The 21,706-nt window shown below is 56.3% G+C and carries 16 protein-coding genes and 5 tRNA genes; all 21 read left to right on the plus strand.

Features of this window, described 5'->3' with window-relative positions; translation table 11 throughout:
* Positions 1-181 precede the first annotated feature (181 nt).
* The 21 genes from KYE_RS14645 (at position 182) to rpoC (ending at position 21,659) form a co-directional block, all read left to right on the plus strand.
* Complete coding sequence (locus KYE_RS14645; RefSeq protein ID WP_008174806.1) at positions 182-1,381, plus strand: hypothetical protein; 1,200 nt, start codon at positions 182-184, stop codon at positions 1,379-1,381.
* 10 nt (positions 1,382-1,391) lie between these two features.
* Positions 1,392-2,471 carry a hypothetical protein gene (locus tag KYE_RS14650; RefSeq protein ID WP_008174808.1) on the plus strand — a complete coding sequence of 360 codons (1,080 nt, stop codon included), beginning with the start codon at positions 1,392-1,394 and terminating at the stop codon, positions 2,469-2,471.
* Complete coding sequence (locus tag KYE_RS14655) at positions 2,468-3,016, plus strand: hypothetical protein (protein WP_008174810.1); 549 nt, start codon at positions 2,468-2,470, stop codon at positions 3,014-3,016. The genes KYE_RS14650 and KYE_RS14655 overlap by 4 nt, the downstream gene beginning before the upstream one ends.
* Positions 3,017-3,036: 20 nt before the next feature.
* On the plus strand, positions 3,037-5,439 hold the full coding sequence (locus tag KYE_RS14660; RefSeq protein ID WP_008174812.1) for a DUF6160 family protein: 2,403 nt from the start codon (positions 3,037-3,039) through the stop codon (positions 5,437-5,439).
* A 102-nt stretch (positions 5,440-5,541) separates the two neighbouring features.
* A complete protein-coding gene (locus KYE_RS14665; protein ID WP_008174814.1) occupies positions 5,542-6,507 on the plus strand; it encodes a biotin--[acetyl-CoA-carboxylase] ligase in 966 nt (321 codons plus the stop codon).
* Complete coding sequence (locus KYE_RS14670) at positions 6,504-7,238, plus strand: type III pantothenate kinase (protein ID WP_008174817.1); 735 nt, start codon at positions 6,504-6,506, stop codon at positions 7,236-7,238. Before KYE_RS14665 ends, KYE_RS14670 begins: the two co-directional genes overlap by 4 nt.
* Complete coding sequence (locus tag KYE_RS14675) at positions 7,235-7,768, plus strand: hypothetical protein (protein ID WP_008174820.1); 534 nt, start codon at positions 7,235-7,237, stop codon at positions 7,766-7,768. The genes KYE_RS14670 and KYE_RS14675 overlap by 4 nt, the downstream gene beginning before the upstream one ends.
* Positions 7,769-7,939: 171 nt before the next feature.
* Positions 7,940-8,015 (plus strand) — tRNA-Thr (locus KYE_RS14680).
* Positions 8,016-8,054: 39 nt separating this feature from the next.
* Positions 8,055-8,139, plus strand: a tRNA-Tyr gene (locus KYE_RS14685).
* Between the two features lie 11 nt (positions 8,140-8,150).
* Positions 8,151-8,225, plus strand: a tRNA-Gly gene (locus KYE_RS14690).
* 14 nt (positions 8,226-8,239) lie between these two features.
* Positions 8,240-8,315, plus strand: a tRNA-Thr gene (locus KYE_RS14695).
* A gap of 51 nt (positions 8,316-8,366) precedes the next feature.
* Entirely contained in the window at positions 8,367-9,563 is a 1,197-nt protein-coding gene (tuf, locus tag KYE_RS14700) for an elongation factor Tu (protein WP_008174823.1), read from the plus strand.
* Between the two features lie 37 nt (positions 9,564-9,600).
* Positions 9,601-9,676 (plus strand) — tRNA-Trp (locus tag KYE_RS14705).
* A 33-nt stretch (positions 9,677-9,709) separates the two neighbouring features.
* Positions 9,710-10,078 carry a preprotein translocase subunit SecE gene (gene secE, locus KYE_RS14710; protein ID WP_008174826.1) on the plus strand — a complete coding sequence of 123 codons (369 nt, stop codon included), beginning with the start codon at positions 9,710-9,712 and terminating at the stop codon, positions 10,076-10,078.
* A 12-nt stretch (positions 10,079-10,090) separates the two neighbouring features.
* The gene (gene nusG / locus KYE_RS14715) at positions 10,091-10,624 is read left to right on the plus strand and encodes a transcription termination/antitermination protein NusG (protein ID WP_008174829.1); all 534 of its coding nucleotides are present in this window, start codon (positions 10,091-10,093) and stop codon (positions 10,622-10,624) included.
* A gap of 117 nt (positions 10,625-10,741) precedes the next feature.
* Positions 10,742-11,173, plus strand: a complete 432-nt coding sequence (gene rplK, locus KYE_RS14720; protein WP_008174831.1) for a 50S ribosomal protein L11 — start codon at positions 10,742-10,744, stop codon at positions 11,171-11,173.
* A 1-nt stretch (position 11,174) separates the two neighbouring features.
* Positions 11,175-11,873, plus strand: a complete 699-nt coding sequence (gene rplA, locus KYE_RS14725; protein ID WP_008174833.1) for a 50S ribosomal protein L1 — start codon at positions 11,175-11,177, stop codon at positions 11,871-11,873.
* A gap of 225 nt (positions 11,874-12,098) precedes the next feature.
* Positions 12,099-12,629 (plus strand): 50S ribosomal protein L10, encoded by a 531-nt coding sequence (gene rplJ / locus KYE_RS14730; protein ID WP_008174835.1) that lies wholly within the window; start codon positions 12,099-12,101, stop codon positions 12,627-12,629.
* A 40-nt stretch (positions 12,630-12,669) separates the two neighbouring features.
* Positions 12,670-13,047 (plus strand): 50S ribosomal protein L7/L12, encoded by a 378-nt coding sequence (rplL, locus tag KYE_RS14735; RefSeq protein WP_008174836.1) that lies wholly within the window; start codon positions 12,670-12,672, stop codon positions 13,045-13,047.
* A gap of 241 nt (positions 13,048-13,288) precedes the next feature.
* Positions 13,289-17,368, plus strand: a complete 4,080-nt coding sequence (gene rpoB / locus KYE_RS14740; protein WP_008174839.1) for a DNA-directed RNA polymerase subunit beta — start codon at positions 13,289-13,291, stop codon at positions 17,366-17,368.
* Positions 17,369-17,444: 76 nt separating this feature from the next.
* On the plus strand, positions 17,445-21,659 hold the full coding sequence (gene rpoC / locus KYE_RS14745) for a DNA-directed RNA polymerase subunit beta' (protein WP_008174840.1): 4,215 nt from the start codon (positions 17,445-17,447) through the stop codon (positions 21,657-21,659).
* Positions 21,660-21,706 lie beyond the last annotated feature (47 nt).

Consider the following 21,706-nt stretch of genomic DNA (forward strand, 5'->3'; position numbering starts at 1 on the left):
GAAATTTGGCAAATGCCAAAACCATGACGCTGCGCACAGTGACAACATGTAACCGAGGTTACACTTCTGTAAAAGAACTGGCTAAAACAACATCAAAAATCCAAGCCAGCCTCAGAGACGCTCATCAGTCATCTTTAAATCAGCCGCCAATAACAAGAAGCGGCCGCGGTGAGATGTGACTATGAGTAAACCATTTTATTCGCTTCTCCTCCTGCCTTTACTGGCCTCGGGGGTCAACGCCGAACTGCGCCCGATTTCAGATCGACAGATGTCTGAAGTCACAGGGCAGGCCTTTGTATCGGTTGACCGCCAGTACCATCCTGATGCCAACGACAACACCGCCTATACCCGGGTCAATCTCGGAATGGACATTGAAATCCAGACCAATGTGGATGTGCTGAAAATGGGCCGTTACGACCGGGAAGGTGAGAAACCGGGCACTTCGGATGTCTATATTGAAGATTTTGCCCTTGGTTACATTAACAATCAGGCTTACTTTGACGCCAATCCCAAAGCTCCGAGACAGCGAAAGCCCGATGGCAGTGCCTATGCAGAGGGGGAAATCGTTCCTTTTTTGATCCAGAATCCGTTTCTGGAGTTTGCCTTCGATGAACAAACTGAAGAGGTGGTCGGCTTCCGACTGGGTTTCGGTGAATCCATGGGTGTCCTGTCCGGCAAGATTGAAACGCTGACTGGCAATGTGAACGTGGACATCATTGACCGCGGTGAAGGGCTGAGCCAGGCCAGCTCAAGCGGTAACCTTTTTGACCAAATCATCGTGCTCCTCACCCCTCTACTCGAAGGCGGTAGTCCATTATCCACCAAGGCAGAGCTGGTTTACGGTGCGGAGGGCGATCCAAACATTGGCTCCCTGGACCCGGTAAGAGCGGAATACATCGGTATACCGGATGGCGAACGGTTCATTCTCGAAGGCGCAAGCGGCTTTACCCGCTGGTCGGTAAAGAATCTGATCGGCTGGGGGTCGAGTTCCCGAATCGAGGTTCCGGATTGTTCCTTTTTCAGCTGTTCAGGCGGTGACATTTATGTTTACGCGGAGGACTGCCTGGTCCTTGGAATAGATTCCTGTTTCGACCTGGATATCTATAACAGCTTCCCGGTAGGAGAGGTTGGTGAGGTCAATGGCGAGCGACGTATCACCGGGCCGGCCGACGGTGCTTTTATCTCATTCCAGACCAAAGATCTTGATTGGCTGAAGGATGTAAAGAAAACAGACTTCACGCCCGAAGATTTTATCAAGGCCACATCAGGTGCCTTCTTCAATATTCCCAACGGCGCTACTGAGGTCAATCTCAACGAGGCGCTCTATGGCACCCAGCGTTACCGCACCGAATACATCGACCGCGGCAAAGGTCTGTTCTGAGGAGCTTCGTATGAAATGGTTGAGTTTCAGTCAGCTTCCTGTTTTCGCGCGGCTCCTTCCGGTGATGGCGGCTGTTCTGCCCGCCCCAGTGCCTGTTGAGGCGGAACTTCAGGGGCTTTCGGAAACTGAAATGTCCTCGATTGATGGAGCCGGGATCGGCCTTGTACTGGAGAATTTCAAATTCTCCCATGGAACGGATGAGCCGGATGCCTCGGGAGAGCAGGCACGCATTTTCCGGATTGGCGGGATCAAAAGCACCGACGGCCGTGATGTCGATATTACGGTAAACCATCTCTACATCGCCGGGGCCAATAGCAACTACGGAGAGACCCTGGGCCCGGTCAATCTCGGGAGACTCCTGAACCCGTGGAAAATTGATGTGGTGGATGGCAATGATATTGGTATCGCTAACAAGGCGGTGCTGGAGTTCGCAGCCAGTGCCATGGTCAATAGCGACCAGGGTTATGACTGCATGGACTCCGGGGCCGGTCCTGGCAGCGGCACCTGCTCGAGTCGCCCGGCGTCCGCTGGATACATCGGGGAACGAGCGGACATCGGCATGCAGATGAACGTGGCAGTTGGTGACGACCGGTCTGCCAATATCAATATCCACGCAAAGAGTGCTGTCATCGATGGGAGCTATCTGCGCCTTTGGGGCGATAACGATCGGCGCCAGATGGTCGGCCAGTTCAAGCTGAATTTCTATTCCCCGGAACTTTCTATCAATGCCTGCGCACAGGACGGTTCTACCTGCGGATCACGAATACTGATGAGCAATTTTGCGCTCGAACTGGCGATTGGCAACCAGCTTCAACCGGTATTCTTCGACGTTGATGGCAGTGGAAACTTTGTAGTGGAGGTTGCTGCAATTCGGCGCCCTCAGCCGGGCGAGATCGGTGCCGACGGTCTCCGCGGCAGCAGTGATGTGGACGCCTGGGATTTCTACGAGTCCTACTACACGAACCCGGAGTTTCGCAGCAATCTCAAGATCGGAAATTTCAGTGTTGGCGACCGCGATTTTGGTTCGGCCCGTGTACAGGGAATGCTGATACAACACTTGAACATTAAGACCAGGGATCTGAGCCAATGAAATCCTTTCTGCGCAGAACAATACTTGCTCTCCCTGTTTTTCTGTTTTCACTCCCCAGCCTTGCCGAACTCGCCCGCCTGGGAGATGAAGCTCTCTCGCATATCTCCGGACAGGGTGGAATCTACCTGTCCGGCGACATCAGCATCAATGAAATGGGTGGCCCGGTTGAGAACAGCTATTTCGGACGCTGTGATGATGCTGACAAGAAGTGCGGTGCCCGCTTTGCCTACCGTCTGAAAGAGGACGGGGGATGGGTGGTTCTTGATGATATTCGGGGCAATTTCGCGTTTGAGGGCCTGACACTGCGGGTCCGCAAAGTCGATTCCGGATTCGGTGGTGATGGCGAACTGTTCAATCGGGATGTGCTGGAGCTTGGGCTACCCAATACTGTTCGGTTCAACGACGTTCAATTCAAGATTTCTTCCAGCAGCACGGCCCGGCCCACCGACCCCGGCTTTCAGCAGACCGACATATTCTCTGTTGATATGCGAGGGGACGTTGTGATGGAAGGAAACCTGCTCGTGTTTCCGGCGGGGAATCCGTGAGATTGAAGAGGTTAACGGTTATGGGCGCGCCAGACAGAATCAAACAACTTGCCCCGATGGCCACTGGGCTGTTTTGTGTGGTCCTCGCCTTGCCGGTGGTCGCCGACATGAAAAGCCTGGACGATTCCACGCTGGCAAACATCAGTGGCCAGAGTGGTTTGTCGGTAGAGCTCGATCTTGGCCTGACGGCAGATCGACTGTCCTATGTTGATGATGGCAGCAGCATCCATCTGGACGGTTTTCGCATTGGGTCCGCCGTTGATCCTTCTGGTCAGGCATTCCACCTGATTCGCATCGATGTTGAGGAGGATGCATCCCTTAACCTCGATTACCTGGTGAAAGACCGACGGATCGAGTTCGGTGATATCCGGCTCGCCGGGGCCCCCGGTGTCAGTATGGGGGGGATCTTTTTCGATCATTCTCTGGAAGGGTATTTAAATATAAGGCAGGGCAGCTCCGTTGGCGGGGCCGGATATACCTTTGACTCCGCCTACACGATGACTGGCGGCCGTCTGGGATATCGCACCAATGGCAATGAAGTTTTTCTGGACGATATCACCATGAATGTGGAGGCACTGGGAGTAACCCTGGATGTGGTCGGCGACACTCTGGCTCTGAATGCGCCCAGAATAACCGGGGATTGGGAGGTCGGCGCGATTCGTTACAGCAGCAACCCCCTGAATCATGGCGTATCTGTCGATTCCGGCAACGGACAGCCTCTACCCAGCTATGGCAGCCTGAGTGGAAGTTACGAGCTTTCCTCCAGCACCAGCCTGACTGCCGGCGGCCGATCCGGAGAGGGCCTGCGAATCGATAATGAGACCGTTATACACTCGGCCTCTTTTCTGTACAGGGATGACGGAAAGGCCCTCGCGCTTCGAGACATCACTGGCGTCTATCGGATTAACGACCTCCGGCTCGATGTGGCGACCGACTGGCAGAATAGACCGGCCCTGGCCCTGCCCCTTGGCTCCATGGATGGTGAATTCAGCATTGGCGCTATTGAGGTGGGTGGCAATGGCAAGAGTATCGGTCAGGTGAATGTCAGCTTTCTGCTTGAAGATCAGGTGTTCAACGGCCGCAGCTATTCCAATGCGATCTATCTGCAGGGGGGTGGACACCCTGACGCCGGGCCGCAGGGCTTGCGACTTGCCACTGAATGGAGTCTTCGGCTTGCTGATTTCAGCTACACCGAAGACGGCAACCGGGTGATCTTCAGTGGCCTGCAGTCCTGGGGGCAGGGCGATGTAACGGTCAATGTAACTCGCGATGGCGTCACCAACGATACCGAGTTCTTCGATGGTCTGCGGATTGGTTTCGAGGACATCAGGGCCGGCTACCGGATCAACGGTCTGCGAGTAGGAAGTGATGACGCCCCCTTGCAGGGTGGCACAGAGCTGCTGCTGGCACTGGGGTTCTATCCGGCTTACGAATTCGAGCTTGATGGCCATGTGACGCTCGGTGCAGGCGGCGCATCGGGTGAGGGGATAACCATCAATTCCGATGTCAGCATCAGGAACGGCAAGGCGGCGATTATCGCGGTGCCCTACGATGAAGGTAATGGTGAGATTCCCCAGAAGGGTCTCTGGATTACCGAACTGGATTATGACGCGCATGTGCGTGACATGACCGTTGATGTCAGCCAGGAGGGGCTTGCGGTGATCAAGGGCGAATCCTGGAGCACCATGGATATCGGCAATCTGAGAATCGGCGACAAGGAATCCGGTCAGAGTTTCGGGAGGTTCGTGATTCAGAAATACGAAACCGGCAGCAGCATGACCGTCGTCCCCGGCGGGGCCGGCGATGTCTGCGCCGGTGGCATGGGTGATAGCCCATCCGCCTGTGCGGCTTCCGGAGGCGTCTGGGAACCCCGGGGTGAGGAGGGGCTGACGGTCCGCCTGAAGCAGGTGCTTGCCAAGGCCATCAATGAAGCCCGGAAGAACTCGCTGACCTGGGAAACCAACCGGCAAAGCAGCGGTGTTGGTGAGGCCATGAACGGAACCGGGACGAGCCTCGTTCTGAACGATATCCATACCAGCGATGGTGGGGACTTTGATGGTGATGGCGTAGACGACAACTCGTTTGGGCTACGGACCGATCTTTCCGTGGATGTCTATCAAACCCGGGTTGTGAAGAAGGAGGACGGTCCGGATGCAATGGGAGTGACAGGCAACCGGGGCGATGAAAAAATCATGGATGGTTCGTCCACTGCCGGTTACCGCTATGTCTCCAATCCAACCCTCGCCGAGGCCGACAACAGACCGCTCGGGTTTGCTGTGAAGGCGAGAAGCCGGTTCAAGGAACTCTCGATCAACAATATCGACCTGGTTCATCCCGTTGGTGGTGCTCAGACGGCCGTCTATGGCGTCAAAATGCAGAACTTTGATATCAAGGCCAATCTGACCGCAACCCCGATTCCCTGATCTTCCCGCAGGCGGTTCGCAAAGCGACGCCGTCAACTTTGTCTTTTTCCCTTCCCTGGTGTTTAATCCGGCCTTACCCAATTTCATGGCTGGATGCATCTTATGAAATCCAAAGCACTTATAGAGCTGCTCAGTGACGGTCAGGTTCACTCCGGAGCCGCGCTGGCCGAAAAGCTCGGGGTTAGTCGTACCGCAATCTGGAAGCAGATTCGTCGCGCGATGGAGGAAGGTGCTGACATTGCCACGATTCGCGGACGTGGATATCAGCTGGTGTCCCGGGTCGACCTGCTCGATAGGGCACGGGTGCTTCGTGAAATTGCCGCCGGCCGGGAACAGGAGCTTTCACTGACAGTCCTCGACGAGGTTGACTCGACCAATGCCGAGGTGATCAGGCAGATTAACGCCGGAAGCAAGGGTGTCCCGGTGGCTATCGCCGACTGTCAGACGTCCGGCCGAGGCCGACGGGGGCGTGTATGGCAAAGCCCCCGGGGCGAAAACCTGTACCTGAGCATGGGGCTCACCTTCCACGGCGGCTTCGGAGTACTGGATGGGTTGAGTCTGGTGCTCGGCGTTGCGGTGGCCAATGCCCTGGAACGACTGGGAGTGCCGGAGGTCGGACTCAAGTGGCCAAATGATATTTTTCTGCCGGACGGCAAGCTTGGCGGCATCCTGGTGGAGCTCCAGGGTGAGCTGGAGGAAGGCGTGGTGCAGGTAATTGCGGGTATCGGGCTGAATGTACATATGTCCCGGGCTGATGGCGTCGATCAACCCTGGAGCAGCCTCGCCAGGGCCTGCCCTCAAGTCGGGTGGTCGCGCAGCCAGATCGGTGGTGCAATCATCGATGCTGTATTCGATGCTGTCGCGCTGTTCTCGGATATCGGGTTTGCAGATTTTCGGGAGTCCTGGCAGCGTCGCGATGTGTTCATGGGAAAATCGCTCAAGGCCCGGGGCGGTGATGTCGAAGGTGTCGGTTGTGGCATTGATGACGCCGGCAACTATCAAATCCGGACCGAAAACGGGCTTGTTCCGGTGCGCGCAGGGGAAATCAGTCTGCGAGTGGCAAAATGAATCTGTTTATTGACGCGGGTAACACCCGGCTGAAGTGGTGTCTTGCAAACCAGGATGAGGTTCTGGCCTCGGGGACCGGCTCTCTCGAAGACGAGAACCCCCTGGGCATGTCGGGAGAACTGATCGGAAAGGTTGTGTCTGTCGCCATATCCACCGTCGCCTCTGAAGAAAGGCGAACTCATTTGGCGGGCTCCGTCGAGAAGCTGTGTCAGGCGCCGGTTCGCTTTTACTGGTCGGAACAGTCCCGGAATGGCCTCATGAACGCCTACCAGGATGTCTCGAGAATGGGGGCTGATCGGTGGCATGGAATGTACGGTGCCTGGCTCGATCACAGGCAGGGCTTTGCGGTCTTGGACGCAGGCAGTGCCGTTACTGTCGATTATGTTGATCGGCATGGTCAGCATCTGGGTGGTTATATTCTTCCTGGCCTGCAGATGATGCTGCGCAGTCTCCGGACCGATGCCGCCCGGATCTGGTTCGACCCGGACCAGGGGCTGGCAACGGACCCTGGCAAGAGTACCGGAGAGTGCGTGAACCATGGTCTTGCCTGGCTGTCTGCTGCGATGATTGAGCGGGTGATCGCTGACGCCCGAAAACTGTCACTGTCTGAAATTCTGGTTACTGGCGGCGATGCTGACCGGCTTATCGGTCTTGGTCTGCCCGGTATTTCTCGCCCGGATCTTGTGTTGTCGGGACTTCGTGCAATTCATGCGGAGGAAACCTCCGGATGAGGTGGTTGGCGTTGGTGCTGGTGCTGGTGAGTATTGCTATTTATTACCTGCCGGACTTCGTGGGGCCATCGGGCGGCATGGCCAATGTTGCCAGTGGCAGCCTGCCAAGGGTGGCCAGCCTCAAATCGCCGGGGCCGGCAGACTCCGGTGTCGGGCCTGGTGCACCCGCCGACGAATCCGAAATGTCCTGTGCCCGCCTTGGATGGATTGAAACCGCGGAGCGCGCCCGAAGCCTGGTGGACAGTCAACCTCTCGCGGAGGAGGCGGGTTTCAGGATTGAAGAAGTCGAAAGAGAGCTGGCACCCCTGCACTGGGTTCTTATTCCACCCCAGCCCGAGGCTGTCGCCCTGAGCCAGTTCCGTGACATTCAGAGGCAGGGGATCGACTCCTATCTGGTTACCGAGGGCGAAAACCGCAATGCCATTTCGCTGGGGCTGTTCGAGTCCCGCGAATCTGCAATTTCCGTGCTGGAAGAAAAAAACGTCAGAATCTTAATGCGGTACTGGTCAACTTCCCCCGAAATCAGATAAGCTACGCGCTCTCTTTTGAGGCGGAACCAGAACTCGCTGAAGAACTGGTTCAGGCGGTGAAAGCGGATTACGGCAGCAATTTTGATTTCGTTGAAATCAGGCCTTGTGAAGGTGTTGCAACGCCAGAAAAAAATCCGTAGTATACCGCCCTCGCTGACGAGGCGAATGTGAGCTGGCGTAGCTCAGTTGGTAGAGCAGCTGACTTGTAATCAGCAGGTCGGGGGTTCGATTCCGTCCGCCAGCTCCACTTTAAGTTTTGACGGATTCGCTCACGCGAATCCGACTCGGAGGGGTTCCCGAGTGGCCAAAGGGATCAGACTGTAAATCTGACGGCATCGCCTTCGCAGGTTCGAATCCTGCCCCCTCCACCACTAAATTGCTCGCGGGCATCGTATAGTGGCTATTACCTCAGCCTTCCAAGCTGATGACGCGGGTTCGATTCCCGCTGCCCGCTCCAATTTGTTTTGTAATGCTCATGTAGCTCAGTTGGTAGAGCACACCCTTGGTAAGGGTGAGGTCGGCGGTTCAAATCCGCCCATGAGCTCCATTATTTATCCGGTCAACGTTACGATCCTGGTTGATTAGGGAGATTGGTCGAATGTCTAAGTCTAAGTTTGAACGTAATAAGCCGCACTTGAACGTAGGCACCATTGGTCACGTTGACCATGGTAAAACCACTTTGACTGCTGCCCTGACCCGTGTATGTCACGAAGTTTGGGGTACAGGCTCTGCGAGTGCCTTCGACCAGATCGATAACGCACCGGAAGAGAAGGCGCGTGGTATTACCATTGCGACTTCCCACGTTGAGTACGATTCCCCGAATCGCCACTACGCTCACGTAGACTGCCCGGGCCACGCTGACTATGTGAAGAACATGATCACTGGTGCAGCGCAGATGGACGGCGCGATCCTGGTTTGCTCCGCAGCTGACGGCCCCATGCCGCAGACCCGTGAGCACATCCTGCTGTCCCGTCAGGTTGGCGTACCTTACATCGTTGTGTTCCTGAACAAAGCGGACATGGTAGACGATGAAGAGCTGCTCGAGCTGGTTGAGATGGAAGTTCGTGACCTGCTGAGCCAGTACGACTTCCCGGGTGACGACACTCCGATCATCACCGGTTCTGCGTTGATGGCGCTGGAAGGCAAAGACGACAACGAGATGGGTACTACCGCTGTTAAGAAGCTGGTAGAAGCTCTGGATGACTACATCCCCGAGCCGGAGCGTGCGATCGATCAGCCGTTCCTGATGCCGATCGAGGACGTTTTCTCTATCTCTGGTCGTGGTACTGTTGTGACCGGCCGTGTTGAGCGTGGCGTTATCAAGACTGGTGACGAAGTGGAAATCGTTGGTATCAAGGATACCGTGAAGACCACTTGTACTGGTGTTGAGATGTTCCGCAAGCTGCTGGACGAAGGTCGTGCCGGTGAGAACATTGGTGCGCTGCTGCGTGGCACCAAGCGTGACGACGTTGAGCGTGGTCAGGTTCTGGCGGTTCCGGGTTCCATCACTCCGCACACCAAGTTCGAGTGCGAAGTGTACGTACTGTCCAAAGAAGAAGGCGGCCGTCATACTCCGTTCTTCAAGGGCTACCGTCCGCAGTTCTACTTCCGTACCACCGACGTAACCGGTTCTTGCGAACTGCCGGAAGGTGTGGAAATGGTTATGCCGGGTGACAACGTCAAGATGAGTGTTACCCTGATTGCTCCGATCGCCATGGAAGATGGCCTGCGCTTCGCGATTCGTGAAGGCGGCCGTACCGTTGGTGCCGGCGTAGTCTCCAAGATTATCGAGTAATAGACTCGAGAGTAAGTGCACTGAGTTGTTTCGGTGCAGGCCAGTAGCTCAATTGGCAGAGCAGCGGTCTCCAAAACCGCAGGTTGGGGGTTCGATTCCCTCCTGGCCTGCCATTTTTTAACATCCGGATACATAAGTTGATTCCTATGGAGTCAAAAGCCGTTCAGTCAGCCAGCCGTTTCGATTTCGTGAAGTGGCTGGTTGTTTTCGTTCTGATCGCCATCGGTGTGGTGGGGAATCAGTATTATAGTGCCGAGTCTCTGCTGTATCGGGTTCTGGCTCTTGTAGGTCTCGCAATTGTGGCGGCGCTTGTTGCCCTCCAGACCGACCGTGGTCGTCGCTTCGCGACGCTGCTGAAGGAAGCGAGAGTAGAGATCCGGAAAGTGGTATGGCCCACCAGGCCCGAGCTCGTGCAGACGACAGCGATTGTTGTGGTGTTTGTGCTCGTTGTGGCTCTGTTGTTGTGGGGTATGGATTCGCTGATCAGCTGGCTGGTCGCCGGGTTTATCGGTTAACAGGAGTGGGCAATGGCTAAGCGCTGGTACGTCGTTCATGCGTATTCTGGCTTCGAAAAGCAGGTAATGCGCACTCTCAGGGAGCGCGTCGCGCTGCACGAGATGGAAGACCGTTTCGGCGAGATCCTGGTTCCGACCGAGGAAGTCGTCGAAATGCGAGAAGGGAAGAAGCGCAAGAGTGAGCGCAAATTCTATCCCGGGTACGTACTGGTCCAGATGGAAATGGACGATGCGACGTGGCACCTTGTGAAGAACACCCCGCGTGTTCTTGGTTTTATTGGTGGTACCAAGGATAAGCCTGCACCGATCACCGAAAAGGAAGCGGAAGCGATCCTTCGTCGAGTCGAAAGCGGTGCAGACAAGCCCAAGCCGAAGACGCTGTTCGAGCCGGGTGAGATTGTTCGCGTTGTTGAAGGTCCTTTTGCGGACTTCAATGGTGTGGTTGAGGAAGTTGACTACGACAAGAGTCGGGTCAAGGTTGCCGTTCTGATCTTTGGTCGTTCAACTCCGGTAGAGCTGGAGTTTGGGCAGGTCGAAAAAGACTGACCGGTAACGGGAAAGCTGAAAGCTCGCGCGCTCAAGCGACGCGGGCTTTTTGTGTCTGCTCTTAGCAGTTGTAAAAACGGGGAGCCGAGAGGCGTTTGAACCCACAGGAGATCTATCATGGCAAAGAAAATTGAAGCGTACATCAAGCTTCAGGTTGCTGCCGGCAAGGCCAACCCGAGTCCCCCCGTTGGTCCTGCACTGGGTCAGCGCGGCGTAAACATCATGGAATTCTGCAAGGCGTTCAACGCCCAGACTCAGGACATGGAGCCTGGTCTGCCGATTCCGACCGTGATCACCGTTTACAGTGATCGCAGCTTTACCTTTATTACCAAGACTCCGCCTGCACCGGTTCTTCTCCTGAAGGCCGCTGGCATCAAGAGTGGCTCCGGTCGTCCGAATACCGAGAAAGTCGGTACCGTGACCCGCGAGCAGCTTGAAGAAATTGCCAAGACCAAAGAGCCGGACCTGACTGCAGCCGATATGGACGCAGCGGTACGTACCATTGCAGGAACAGCCCGCAGCATGGGCCTGAACGTGGAGGGCCTGTAACATGGCGAAGCTGAGCAAGCGTCAGAAGCTTATTCGTGAAAAGGTAGACTCTACCCGTTCCTACTCTGTCGACGAAGCAGTTGCACTGCTGGTTGAGCTGGGCCAGAACGTGAAGTTCAAAGAGTCTGTCGACGTAGCCGTCAATCTGGGCGTTGACGCACGTAAATCCGACCAGGTTGTCCGTAGCAGCACTGTTCTGCCTCACGGCACCGGCAAGACCGTTCGCGTCGCTGTATTTACCCAGGGCGCCAATGCCGAGAAAGCAACGGCTGCTGGTGCAGACGTTGTAGGCATGGACGATCTGGCGGACGAAGTTAAGAAAGGCAACATGGATTTCGACGTGGTTATCGCCACTCCGGACGCCATGCGTGTTGTTGGTCAGCTGGGCCAGATTCTTGGTCCCCGTGGCCTGATGCCGAACCCGAAGGTGGGTACTGTGACTCCTGACGTCGAGACTGCGGTCAAGAACGCCAAGGCCGGTCAGGTTCGTTACCGCACCGACAAGAACGGCATTATCCACGCTCCGCTGGGTAACGTTGAATTCTCTGCGCAGAACATCAAGGAAAACCTTGAAGCTCTGGTAGCAGATCTGAAAAAGGCCAAGCCGTCGTCGGCGAAAGGCGTGTATCTCAAAAAGATCACCATTTCCTCGACTATGGGTCCTGGCCTGACTATCGATCAGAGCGGTCTCGCTATTTGATCCTTTGATCGGTGGTTACTTTGTAGTCTGGGCGGAAGCCAAGGCTGTCAAAGACCGCAGGCCCCCGAAGCACTTTCGGTCTGACTGGAAGTGCTGCAAGGGTTAAAGCAACGCCTGCGCAGACGGTGTGAAGACGTTCTCTCTGAACCCAAACACCGTTAGGAGCCCCGCGAGGGGTATATGTGGGTTTGCCGGGAAGACCCGGCGAAATCGAGGAGAAATCCAGTGGCAATTAGACTCGAAGACAAGAAAGCGATCGTCGCTGAAGTCAACGAGACTGCCGGTGGTGCTCTGTCTGTGGTTATGGCTGACTACCGTGGTGTTACCTCTGGTGACATGACGGCGCTTCGTGCCAAGGCTCGTGCCGAAAACGTGCGTCTGAAGGTTGTTCGTAACAACCTGGCGAAGATCGCGATTCGCGGTACCGAGTTCGAGTGCATCGACGAAGCCCTGGTCGGCCCGACCATTCTGGCATTCTCTATGGAAGATCCGGGCGCGGCAGCGCGTCTGTTGAAGGATTTTGCGAAAGAGAAAGAGGCGTTCGAGATTAAGGCACTGGCCGTCGGCGGAGAGCTGATGGGTGCAGACCAGATCGACCGTCTTGCCAAGCTGCCAACACGTCACGAAGCGCTGACAATGCTGGCCGCAGTAACACAGGCACCGATCACCAAGCTGGCACGGACACTGAACGAAGTTCCTTCGAAAGTGACTCGTGCTGTAGCGGCAGTTCGCGACCAGAAGCAAGAAGCTGCTTGATTCTGTTGAACACCATTTTTTATATTTTTGGGAGAAAGTCATGGCTCTGTCTAACGAAGACATTTTGAACGCAATCGCTGAAATGAGCGTAATGGACGTAGTTGCGCTGGTTGAAGCAATGGAAGAAAAATTCGGTGTTTCTGCCGCTGCAGCCGTTGCTGCTGCGCCGGCAGCTGCTGGTGGTGGCGAAGCCGCTGCTGAAGAGCAGACCGAGTTTGACGTTGTACTTACCGGTCCTGGTGAGAAGAAAGTAAACGTAATCAAGGCCGTTCGTGAACTGACTGGCCTGGGTCTGAAAGAAGCCAAGGAAATGGTCGACAGCGCTCCTTCCGTTATCAAGGAAGCAGCTAGCAAAGACGACGCTGAAGAAGCCAAGAAGAAGCTTGAGGAAGCAGGCGCTTCTGTTGAGCTCAAGTAAGAGTCGGCTGTTGATCGAAACCGTGCGATAAGCATGGACAGGCTGGTGGCTTTGGGCCACCGGCCTTTTTCTGTTGTATATGCTATAGAGTCTGGTGAGCAATTGCAGGTTGATGTCAGATCTATAACCTACAGCCAGAGTCTTGTTCAAGACGGCGCGATAAGCCGAGCAATTCGGCCCCGAAGCAGAACATTGGTTGCTTCTTGATACCAGGTATCAGGTCTAAAGCTGGGGAATGCAGATGACTTACTCCTACACTGAGAAAAAGCGGATTCGCAAAGATTTTAGTAAATTGCCTTCCGTGATGGACGTCCCCTATTTGCTGTCTATTCAGCTGGATTCGTTCCGGGACTTCCTCCAAATGGAAGCCGCTCCTGAAGACCGCCGGGAAACCGGTCTTCACGCAGCATTCAAATCCGTATTCCCGATTGTCAGTTACTCTGGCAATGCCGCGCTCGAATACGTGAGCTATCGTATTGGCGAGCCGGTTTTTGATGTCAAGGAATGCCAGCTTAGGGGCGTAACCTATGCAGCGCCGCTGCGGGTGAAGGTCCGCCTTATCATTTACGATAAGGAATCGTCCAACAAGGCGATCAAGGACATTAAAGAGCAGGAAGTCTACATGGGCGAGATGCCCCTGATGACCGAGAACGGTACCTTCGTTATCAACGGTACCGAGCGCGTTATTGTTTCCCAGCTCCACCGGTCTCCGGGTGTGTTCTTCGATCACGACAAGGGCAAGACCCATTCCTCCGGCAAGCTGCTGTATTCTGCCCGGGTGATTCCTTACCGTGGTTCCTGGCTGGACTTCGAGTTTGATCCGAAGGACTCCGTGTTCGTTCGTATCGACCGTCGTCGTAAGCTTCCGGCATCCATTCTGTTGCGTGCCCTGGGCTACACCTCCGAGCAGATGCTGGAGATGTTCTTCGAAACCAGTAAATTCAGCCTGGGCGCGGAAGTGTGCAAGCTGGAGCTGGTGCCGAGCCGTCTGCGTGGCGACATCGCGACCTTCGATATCAAGGACAATGACGGTAACGTGATTGTCGAAGAAGGTCGCCGGATTACGGCCCGCCACATCAAGCAGTTGGAAAAAGCCGGCATCAACGAGCTTGAGGTGCCGACCGAGTACCTGTACGGCCGTGTACTGGCGAAAGACATGATCGATCAGGGTTCCGGTGAAGTCCTGGTGGAGTGTAACTCCGAGCTGACAGAAGAGCTGGTCACCAAGATTCTCGACGCTGGCGTGAAGGATATCGAAACCCTTTACACCAACGATCTGGACTGTGGTCCGTTCATGTCTGACACCCTGCGTATCGATCCGACTCGCACGCCGCTCGAAGCGCTGGTTGAGATCTACCGGATGATGCGCCCGGGTGAGCCGCCCACCAAGGAGTCGGCTGAGAACCTGTTTAATAACCTGTTCTTCTCTGAAGAGCGCTATGACCTGTCTGCGGTTGGCCGGATGAAGCTGAACCGCCGTCTGCGCCGTGAAGAAAGCACAGGTGAGGGCACCCTGACCCACGAAGACATCATCGACGTTCTCAAGACCCTGATCGACATACGTAACGGCCAGGGCAATGTGGACGATATCGATAACCTGGGTAACCGTCGTGTTCGCTGCGTTGGCGAAATGGCCGAAAACCAGTTCCGCGTTGGCCTGGTTCGGGTTGAGCGAGCGGTTCGTGAGCGTCTGAGCCTTGCTGAAAGCGAAGGGCTGATGCCGCAGGACCTGATTAACGCCAAGCCGGTAGCAGCCGCGGTTAAAGAATTCTTCGGCTCAAGCCAGCTGTCGCAGTTCATGGACCAGAACAACCCGTTGTCCGAGGTCACGCACAAGCGTCGTATCTCTGCGTTGGGCCCAGGTGGTCTGACCCGTGAGCGTGCAGGCTTTGAGGTTCGTGACGTACACCCGACCCACTACGGTCGCGTATGCCCAATCGAGACGCCGGAAGGTCCGAACATCGGTCTTATCAACTCGCTGGCGACTTACGCGCGCTCCAACTCCTACGGTTTCCTCGAGAGTCCGTACCGGAAAGTTGAGAACGGCGTGGTAACCGATGAAGTGGTTTACCTGTCCGCTATCGAGGAGAGCAACTACGTCATCGCCCAGGCCAGTGCTGCCATGGACGAGAAGACCAAGCGTCTGACCGACGAACTGGTTACCGTTCGCCACCAGAACGAATTTACCGTTACTCCGCCGGAGAGCGTTAACTTCATGGATGTATCTCCGCGCCAGGTAGTATCGGTCGCGGCATCCCTGATCCCGTTCCTGGAGCATGACGACGCCAACCGGGCACTGATGGGTGCGAACATGCAGCGTCAGGCGGTTCCGACACTCAAAGCCCAGGTTCCCCTGGTAGGAACCGGTGTTGAGCGTACGGTTGCCCAAGACTCTGGCGTCTGTGTATCGGCTCGCCGCGGCGGTGTGATCGAAAGCGTTGACGCTTCGCGCATCGTGGTTCGTGTCAATAACGAGGAAACCGAAGCGGGTGATGCAGGTGTGGATATCTACAACCTGACCAAGTACACCCGTTCGAACCAGAACACCTGTATCAACCAGCGCTCCATCGTGCGTCAGGGCGACATTATTGCCCGTGGCGACGTGCTGGCAGACGGTCCCTCTGTGGATCTGGGTGAGCTGGCACTGGGGCAGAACATGCGCATCGCGTTCATGCCCTGGAACGGTTACAACTTTGAGGACTCCATCCTCATTTCCGAGAAAGTGGTGCAGGAAGATCGCCTGACCACCATCCACATTCAGGAACTGACCTGTGTGGCTCGGGACACCAAGCTGGGTAGCGAAGAAATCACCGCGGATATTCCGAACGTTGGTGAAAGTGCGCTGTCCAAGCTGGATGAGTCCGGTATTGTTTACATTGGTGCTGAAGTGGGCCCCGGTGACATTCTGGTAGGCAAGGTCACACCGAAGGGTGAGACCCAGCTGACGCCTGAGGAGAAGCTGCTGCGTGCCATCTTTGGTGAGAAGGCGTCCGATGTTAAGGACACCTCCTCCCGCGTGCCGACTGGCACCCGCGGCACCGTTATCGACGTGCAGGTCTTTACCCGCGACGGTATCGAGAAGGATCAGCGTGCCCAGTCCATCGAGAAAGAGCAGCTGGACCAGTATCGCAAGGATCTGAAAGACGAGTACCGGATTGTTGAAGGTGCGACATTCGAGCGTCTGAACAGTGCGTTGAAAGGGCAGGAAGTGATCAGTGGGCCGGGCCTGAAGAAAGGCGCCACCCTCGAAGAGAGCTACCTGGCCGAGCTGCCGCGTTCTGACTGGTTCAAGCTCCGGATGAAAGACGAGAGCCTGAACGAGCTGCTGGAGAAATCCGAGCAGGGTCTGGAAGACCGCAAGAAGGAACACGAAGCGCGCTTTGACGACAAGAAAGGCAAGCTTCAGCAGGGCGACGACCTCGCACCGGGCGTACTGAAGATCGTCAAGGTATACCTGGCTATCAAGCGTCGTATCCAGCCGGGTGACAAGATGGCCGGTCGTCACGGTAACAAGGGTGTTATTTCCTCGGTGATGCCGATCGAAGACATGCCTTACGACGAGCACGGCAACACGGTTGACGTGGTTCTGAACCCGCTGGGTGTTCCCTCGCGGATGAACGTAGGTCAGGTGCTTGAGACTCATCTGGGTGCTGCAGCCAAGGGTCTGGGTGAGCGTATCAGCCAGATGCTGGACGAGCAGCGCAAGGTGGCTGAATTACGCAAGCTGCTGGATGAGATCTACAATCACTCAGACGAAGTGTTCAAGGTGGACCTGGATTCCCTGTCCGACAAGGAAATCCTGGAGATGTGCCACAACCTTCGCGGCGGTGTGCCCATGGCAACGCCGGTATTCGACGGTGCCAAGGAAGCCGAGGTCAAGCGCATGCTTGAGCTTGCGGGACTGAGCACTACCGGTCAGACCATGCTGTATGACGGTCGTACTGGTGATATGTTCGACCGCCCGGTAACGGTTGGCTACATGTACATCCTGAAGCTGAACCACCTGATCGACGACAAGATGCACGCTCGTTCCACCGGCTCTTACAGCCTGGTTACCCAGCAACCGCTGGGTGGTAAGGCGCAGTTCGGTGGCCAGCGCTTCGGTGAGATGGAAGTGTGGGCTCTCGAGGCCTACGGTGCAGCTTACACGCTGCAGGAGATGCTCACCGTCAAGTCTGATGACGTGAACGGTCGGACCAAGATGTACAAGAACATTGTCGATGGCGATCATCGGATGGAGCCGGGCATGCCCGAATCCTTCAACGTTCTTGTCAAGGAAATCCGCTCGCTGGGTATCGACATCGAGCTGGAATCCGAGTGAGCCGAATTGTTTTTGGCAGCGTGAGCGGGCACGACCAGTGCCCGCCCGAGATTAACGCCATCCGGAGCTTTTACTGATGAAAGATTTGCTGAATCTTCTCAAGAGCCAGAACCAAAGCAAGGAATTCGACGCCATCCGTATTGGCCTGGCGTCGCCTGACATGATCCGTTCCTGGTCCTTTGGCGAAGTGAAGAAGCCTGAGACCATTAACTACCGTACCTTCAAGCCGGAGCGCGACGGTCTTTTCTGTGCCAAGATCTTCGGCCCGATCAAGGACTACGAGTGTCTGTGCGGTAAATACAAACGCCTCAAGCATCGCGGTGTTATCTGCGAGAAGTGTGGCGTTGAGGTTGCGCTGGCCAGTGTCCGCCGTGAGCGCATGGGCCATATTGAGCTGGCCAGCCCGGTCGCGCACATCTGGTTCCTGAAGTCACTGCCGTCCCGTATCGGTCTGATGCTGGACATGACCCTGCGCGATATCGAGCGGGTCCTGTACTTCGAATCCTTTATTGTTATCGATCCGGGGATGACCACCCTGGAGAAGGGCCAGCTGCTGAACGATGAGCAGTACTATGAAGCCCTGGAAGAATTCGGCGACGAGTTCGACGCCCGCATGGGTGCCGAAGCGGTCAAGGAGCTCCTTGAAGGTATTGATCTGCAGGAAGAGGTCGATGCCCTGCGTGAGGAGATTCCGCAGACCAACTCCGAAACCAAGATCAAGAAGTTCAGCAAGCGTCTGAAAATTCTTGAGGCGTTCCTGTATTCCGGCAACAAGCCAGGCGACATGGTCATGACCGTGCTTCCGGTGCTTCCGCCGGATCTGCGCCCGCTGGTACCGCTGGACGGTGGCCGCTTCGCGACCTCTGATCTGAACGATCTTTACCGTCGGGTGATCAACCGGAACAACCGTCTCAAGCGCCTGCTGGAGCTGAACGCTCCGGATATCATCGTGCGTAACGAGAAACGGATGCTGCAGGAAGCCGTTGACGCGCTGCTGGACAACGGGCGCCGTGGCCGGGCCATTACCGGCACCAACAAGCGCCCGCTGAAGTCCCTGGCTGACATGATCAAGGGTAAGCAGGGTCGTTTCCGTCAGAACCTGCTTGGTAAGCGTGTGGACTACTCCGGTCGTTCAGTGATCGTGGTCGGTCCGTACCTGCGCCTGCACCAGTGTGGTCTGCCAAAGAAGATGGCACTGGAATTGTTCAAGCCGTTTATTTTCTCCAAGTTGGAGCACCGCGGCCTGGCGACCACCATCAAGGCCGCCAAGAAGATGGTCGAGCGCGAGGAAGGCGTGGTCTGGGATATCCTGGACGAAGTCATCCGTGAGCATCCGATCATGCTGAACCGTGCGCCGACCCTGCACCGTCTGGGTATCCAGGCATTCGAGCCGGTTCTGATCGAAGGCAAGGCGATCCAGCTGCATCCGCTGGTGTGTGCGGCCTACAACGCCGACTTTGACGGCGACCAGATGGCGGTTCACGTACCGCTGACCCTGGAAGCCCAGCTCGAAGCCCGTGCGCTGATGATGTCCACCAACAACGTGCTGTCGCCGGCCAACGGCGAGCCGATTATCGTGCCGTCCCAGGACGTGGTACTCGGCCTGTACTACATGACCCGTGAGCGCAAGAGCGCCCTGGGTGAGGGTATGGTGTTTGCCGACGTCAAAGAGGCGCATCGTGCCTACGGCGCTGGCAAGGTCGACCTTCAGGCGATCGTCAAGGTTCGCGTGAAGGAAGTGGCGATTGCCGAAGATGGCTCCCGTACCGAGCAATACAAGATTGTTGATACCACGGTTGGTCGTGCTCTGCTGTTTGACATCGTGCCTGATGGCCTGTCCTACGAGCTGGTCAACAAGCCGATGGTCAAGAAGGCAATCTCTAACCTGATCAACACCTGCTACCGTGATGCCGGTCTGAAAGACACCGTCATCTTCGCGGATCAGTTGATGTACATGGGTTACCACTATGCGACCGTTTCCGGTATCTCTATTGGTTTCAACGATTTCGAGATTCCGCCGGAGAAGTACGAGCTGGTTGATGCCGCATCCGCTGAGGTGAAGGATATCGAAACCCAGTACGCGTCCGGTCTGCTGACCCAGGGCGAGAAGTACAACAAGGTTATCGACATCTGGTCACGTGCCAACGATAAAGTTTCCAAAGCCATGATGGAGCGTCTGGCGAAGGAGCAGGTTATCGGGCCTGACGGACAACCGGTGAAGGGCGAGGACGGCGAATACCTGATGCAGGAGTCGTTCAACTCGGTTTACATGATGGCCGATTCCGGCGCCCGGGGTTCCGCGGCCCAGATCCGTCAGCTGGCCGGTATGCGTGGCCTTATGGCCAAGCCGGACGGCTCTATTATCGAAACGCCGATCACTGCGAACTTCCGTGAAGGTCTGAACGTACTCCAGTACTTCATCTCCACTCACGGTGCCCGTAAGGGTCTGGCGGATACCGCTCTGAAGACCGCGAACTCCGGTTACCTGACCCGTCGTCTGGTAGATGTCTCCCAGGATCTGGTCGTTACCGAGCCTGACTGTGGTACCGACGAAGGTCTGCTGATGACGCCGCACATCGAAGGTGGCGACGTTGTAGTACCGCTGGGTGACCGGGTTCTGGGTCGTGTGACCGCCCGTGATGCGTTTACTCCGACCGACAAGGATAACGCCGTTATCGAAGCCGGCACTCTGCTGGACGAGAAGGCCGTTGAAACCCTCGAGCGGGCCGGTGTGGATGAAGTCTGGGTTCGCTCTGCGATCACCTGTGAAACCCGCCACGGTATCTGCTCCAAGTGCTACGGCCGTGATCTGGCCCGTGGTCACGAGGTTAACGTCGGTGAAGCTGTGGGCGTTATCGCTGCGCAGTCCATCGGTGAGCCGGGTACCCAGCTGACTATGCGTACCTTCCACATTGGTGGTGCGGCCAGCCGGGCGTCCGCGGTGGACAATATCCAGGTCAAGCATGGCGGTACCGTCCGTCTGCACAATATGAAGTCGATCGAGAAGGCCGACGGTACTCTGGTGGTGATTTCCCGTTCCTCCGCGTTGGCCATTGCCGATGACCAGGGTCGTGAGCGTGAATGGTACAAGCTGCCATACGGTGCTGTTCTATCCGTCAAGCACGGTGATGCGGTTGAAGCGGGCGTTGTGGTTGCCAAGTGGGATCCGCACACCCACCCGATCATCGCCGAGGCTGGTGGTACCGCGAAATTCGTCAACATGGACCAGGGCATCACTGTCCGCACCCAGACCGACGAATTGACGGGCCTGTCCACCATGGAGGTCATCGACTCCAAGGAGCGTCCTGCAGCTGGTAAGGACATTCGTCCTGCGATCCAGCTCATTGATGAGAAGGGTGAAGAAGTGGAGCTGCCAGGTGGCGGTACTGCGATCTTCTTCCTGCCGGCAAACGCTCTGGTCACCATGGCCAACGGTGCGCGGATCGAACTGGGTGACGTGGTAGCACGGATCCCGCAGGAAAGCTCCAAGACCCGGGATATCACCGGTGGTCTGCCGCGGGTTGCCGACCTGTTCGAGGCCCGTCGTCCGAAGGAATCCTCCATCCTGGCTGAAATCAGCGGTATGGTCTCGTTCGGCAAGGAAACCAAGGGCAAAAAGCGTCTGGTTATCACACCGAAGGATGGGGATGCTTACGAAGTTCTGATTCCGAAGCACCGTCAGCTCAACGTCTTCGAAGGCGAGACCGTTGAGAAGGGTGAGGTAATCTCGGACGGTCCGTCCAACCCGCACGATATTCTGCGTCTGCTGGGTGTGGTTGAACTGGCCAAGTACATCACCAACGAAATCCAGGACGTTTACCGGCTGCAGGGTGTTGTCATCAACGATAAACACATTGAGGTTATCGTTCGTCAGATGCTGCGGAAGGTGGAAATCACCGATCCCGGCGATACCACTCTGCTCTCCGGCGACCAGGTGGAAATCACCCAGGTGCTGGAAGAAAACGAGAAGGCCGATGCCGCCGACAAAGAGCCTGCACGGTTCGAGCGTCTGCTGCTGGGTATCACCAAGGCTTCCCTGGCCACCGAGTCGTTCATTTCTGCGGCTTCGTTCCAGGAAACTACCCGGGTACTCACCGAAGGTGCGGTTACCGGTAAGCGTGATTACCTGCGCGGCCTGAAGGAAAACGTTGTGGTTGGTCGACTGATTCCGGCCGGTACCGGTCTGGCATACCACAACGAGCGTCGTCGCAAGCGTGACCTGGAAGAGCAGGGCGTAACCGCGGCCGACGTGGAAGAAGCTCTGAGTGCCGAGCTCAACCGCGAAAGCTGAGTTGGGACGACGCGCCGCCTCCGGGTAGTTACCTACCCGAGAGGTGG

Origin of the sequence: Marinobacter manganoxydans MnI7-9, assembly GCF_000235625.1 — a bacterium.
Taxonomy (GTDB): Bacteria; Pseudomonadota; Gammaproteobacteria; order Pseudomonadales; family Oleiphilaceae; genus Marinobacter; species Marinobacter manganoxydans.

Bases quoted from the DNA above. Each gene is read 5' to 3' on its own strand.
- rplK (WP_008174831.1), top strand. From the start codon at position 10,742: ATGGCAAAGAAAATTGAAGCGTACATCAAGCTTCAGGTTGCTGCCGGC.
- KYE_RS14660 (WP_008174812.1), top strand. From the start codon at position 3,037: ATGGGCGCGCCAGACAGAATCAAACAACTTGCCCCGATGGCCACTGGG.
- secE (WP_008174826.1), top strand. From the start codon at position 9,710: ATGGAGTCAAAAGCCGTTCAGTCAGCCAGCCGTTTCGATTTCGTGAAG.
- rpoB (WP_008174839.1), top strand. From the start codon at position 13,289: ATGACTTACTCCTACACTGAGAAAAAGCGGATTCGCAAAGATTTTAGT.
- KYE_RS14645 (WP_008174806.1), top strand. From the start codon at position 182: ATGAGTAAACCATTTTATTCGCTTCTCCTCCTGCCTTTACTGGCCTCG.
- KYE_RS14665 (WP_008174814.1), top strand. From the start codon at position 5,542: ATGAAATCCAAAGCACTTATAGAGCTGCTCAGTGACGGTCAGGTTCAC.
- nusG (WP_008174829.1), top strand. From the start codon at position 10,091: ATGGCTAAGCGCTGGTACGTCGTTCATGCGTATTCTGGCTTCGAAAAG.
- rplA (WP_008174833.1), top strand. From the start codon at position 11,175: ATGGCGAAGCTGAGCAAGCGTCAGAAGCTTATTCGTGAAAAGGTAGAC.
- tuf (WP_008174823.1), top strand. From the start codon at position 8,367: ATGTCTAAGTCTAAGTTTGAACGTAATAAGCCGCACTTGAACGTAGGC.
- rplL (WP_008174836.1), top strand. From the start codon at position 12,670: ATGGCTCTGTCTAACGAAGACATTTTGAACGCAATCGCTGAAATGAGC.
- KYE_RS14670 (WP_008174817.1), top strand. From the start codon at position 6,504: ATGAATCTGTTTATTGACGCGGGTAACACCCGGCTGAAGTGGTGTCTT.
- KYE_RS14655 (WP_008174810.1), top strand. From the start codon at position 2,468: ATGAAATCCTTTCTGCGCAGAACAATACTTGCTCTCCCTGTTTTTCTG.
- rpoC (WP_008174840.1), top strand. From the start codon at position 17,445: ATGAAAGATTTGCTGAATCTTCTCAAGAGCCAGAACCAAAGCAAGGAA.
- KYE_RS14650 (WP_008174808.1), top strand. From the start codon at position 1,392: ATGAAATGGTTGAGTTTCAGTCAGCTTCCTGTTTTCGCGCGGCTCCTT.
- KYE_RS14675 (WP_008174820.1), top strand. From the start codon at position 7,235: ATGAGGTGGTTGGCGTTGGTGCTGGTGCTGGTGAGTATTGCTATTTAT.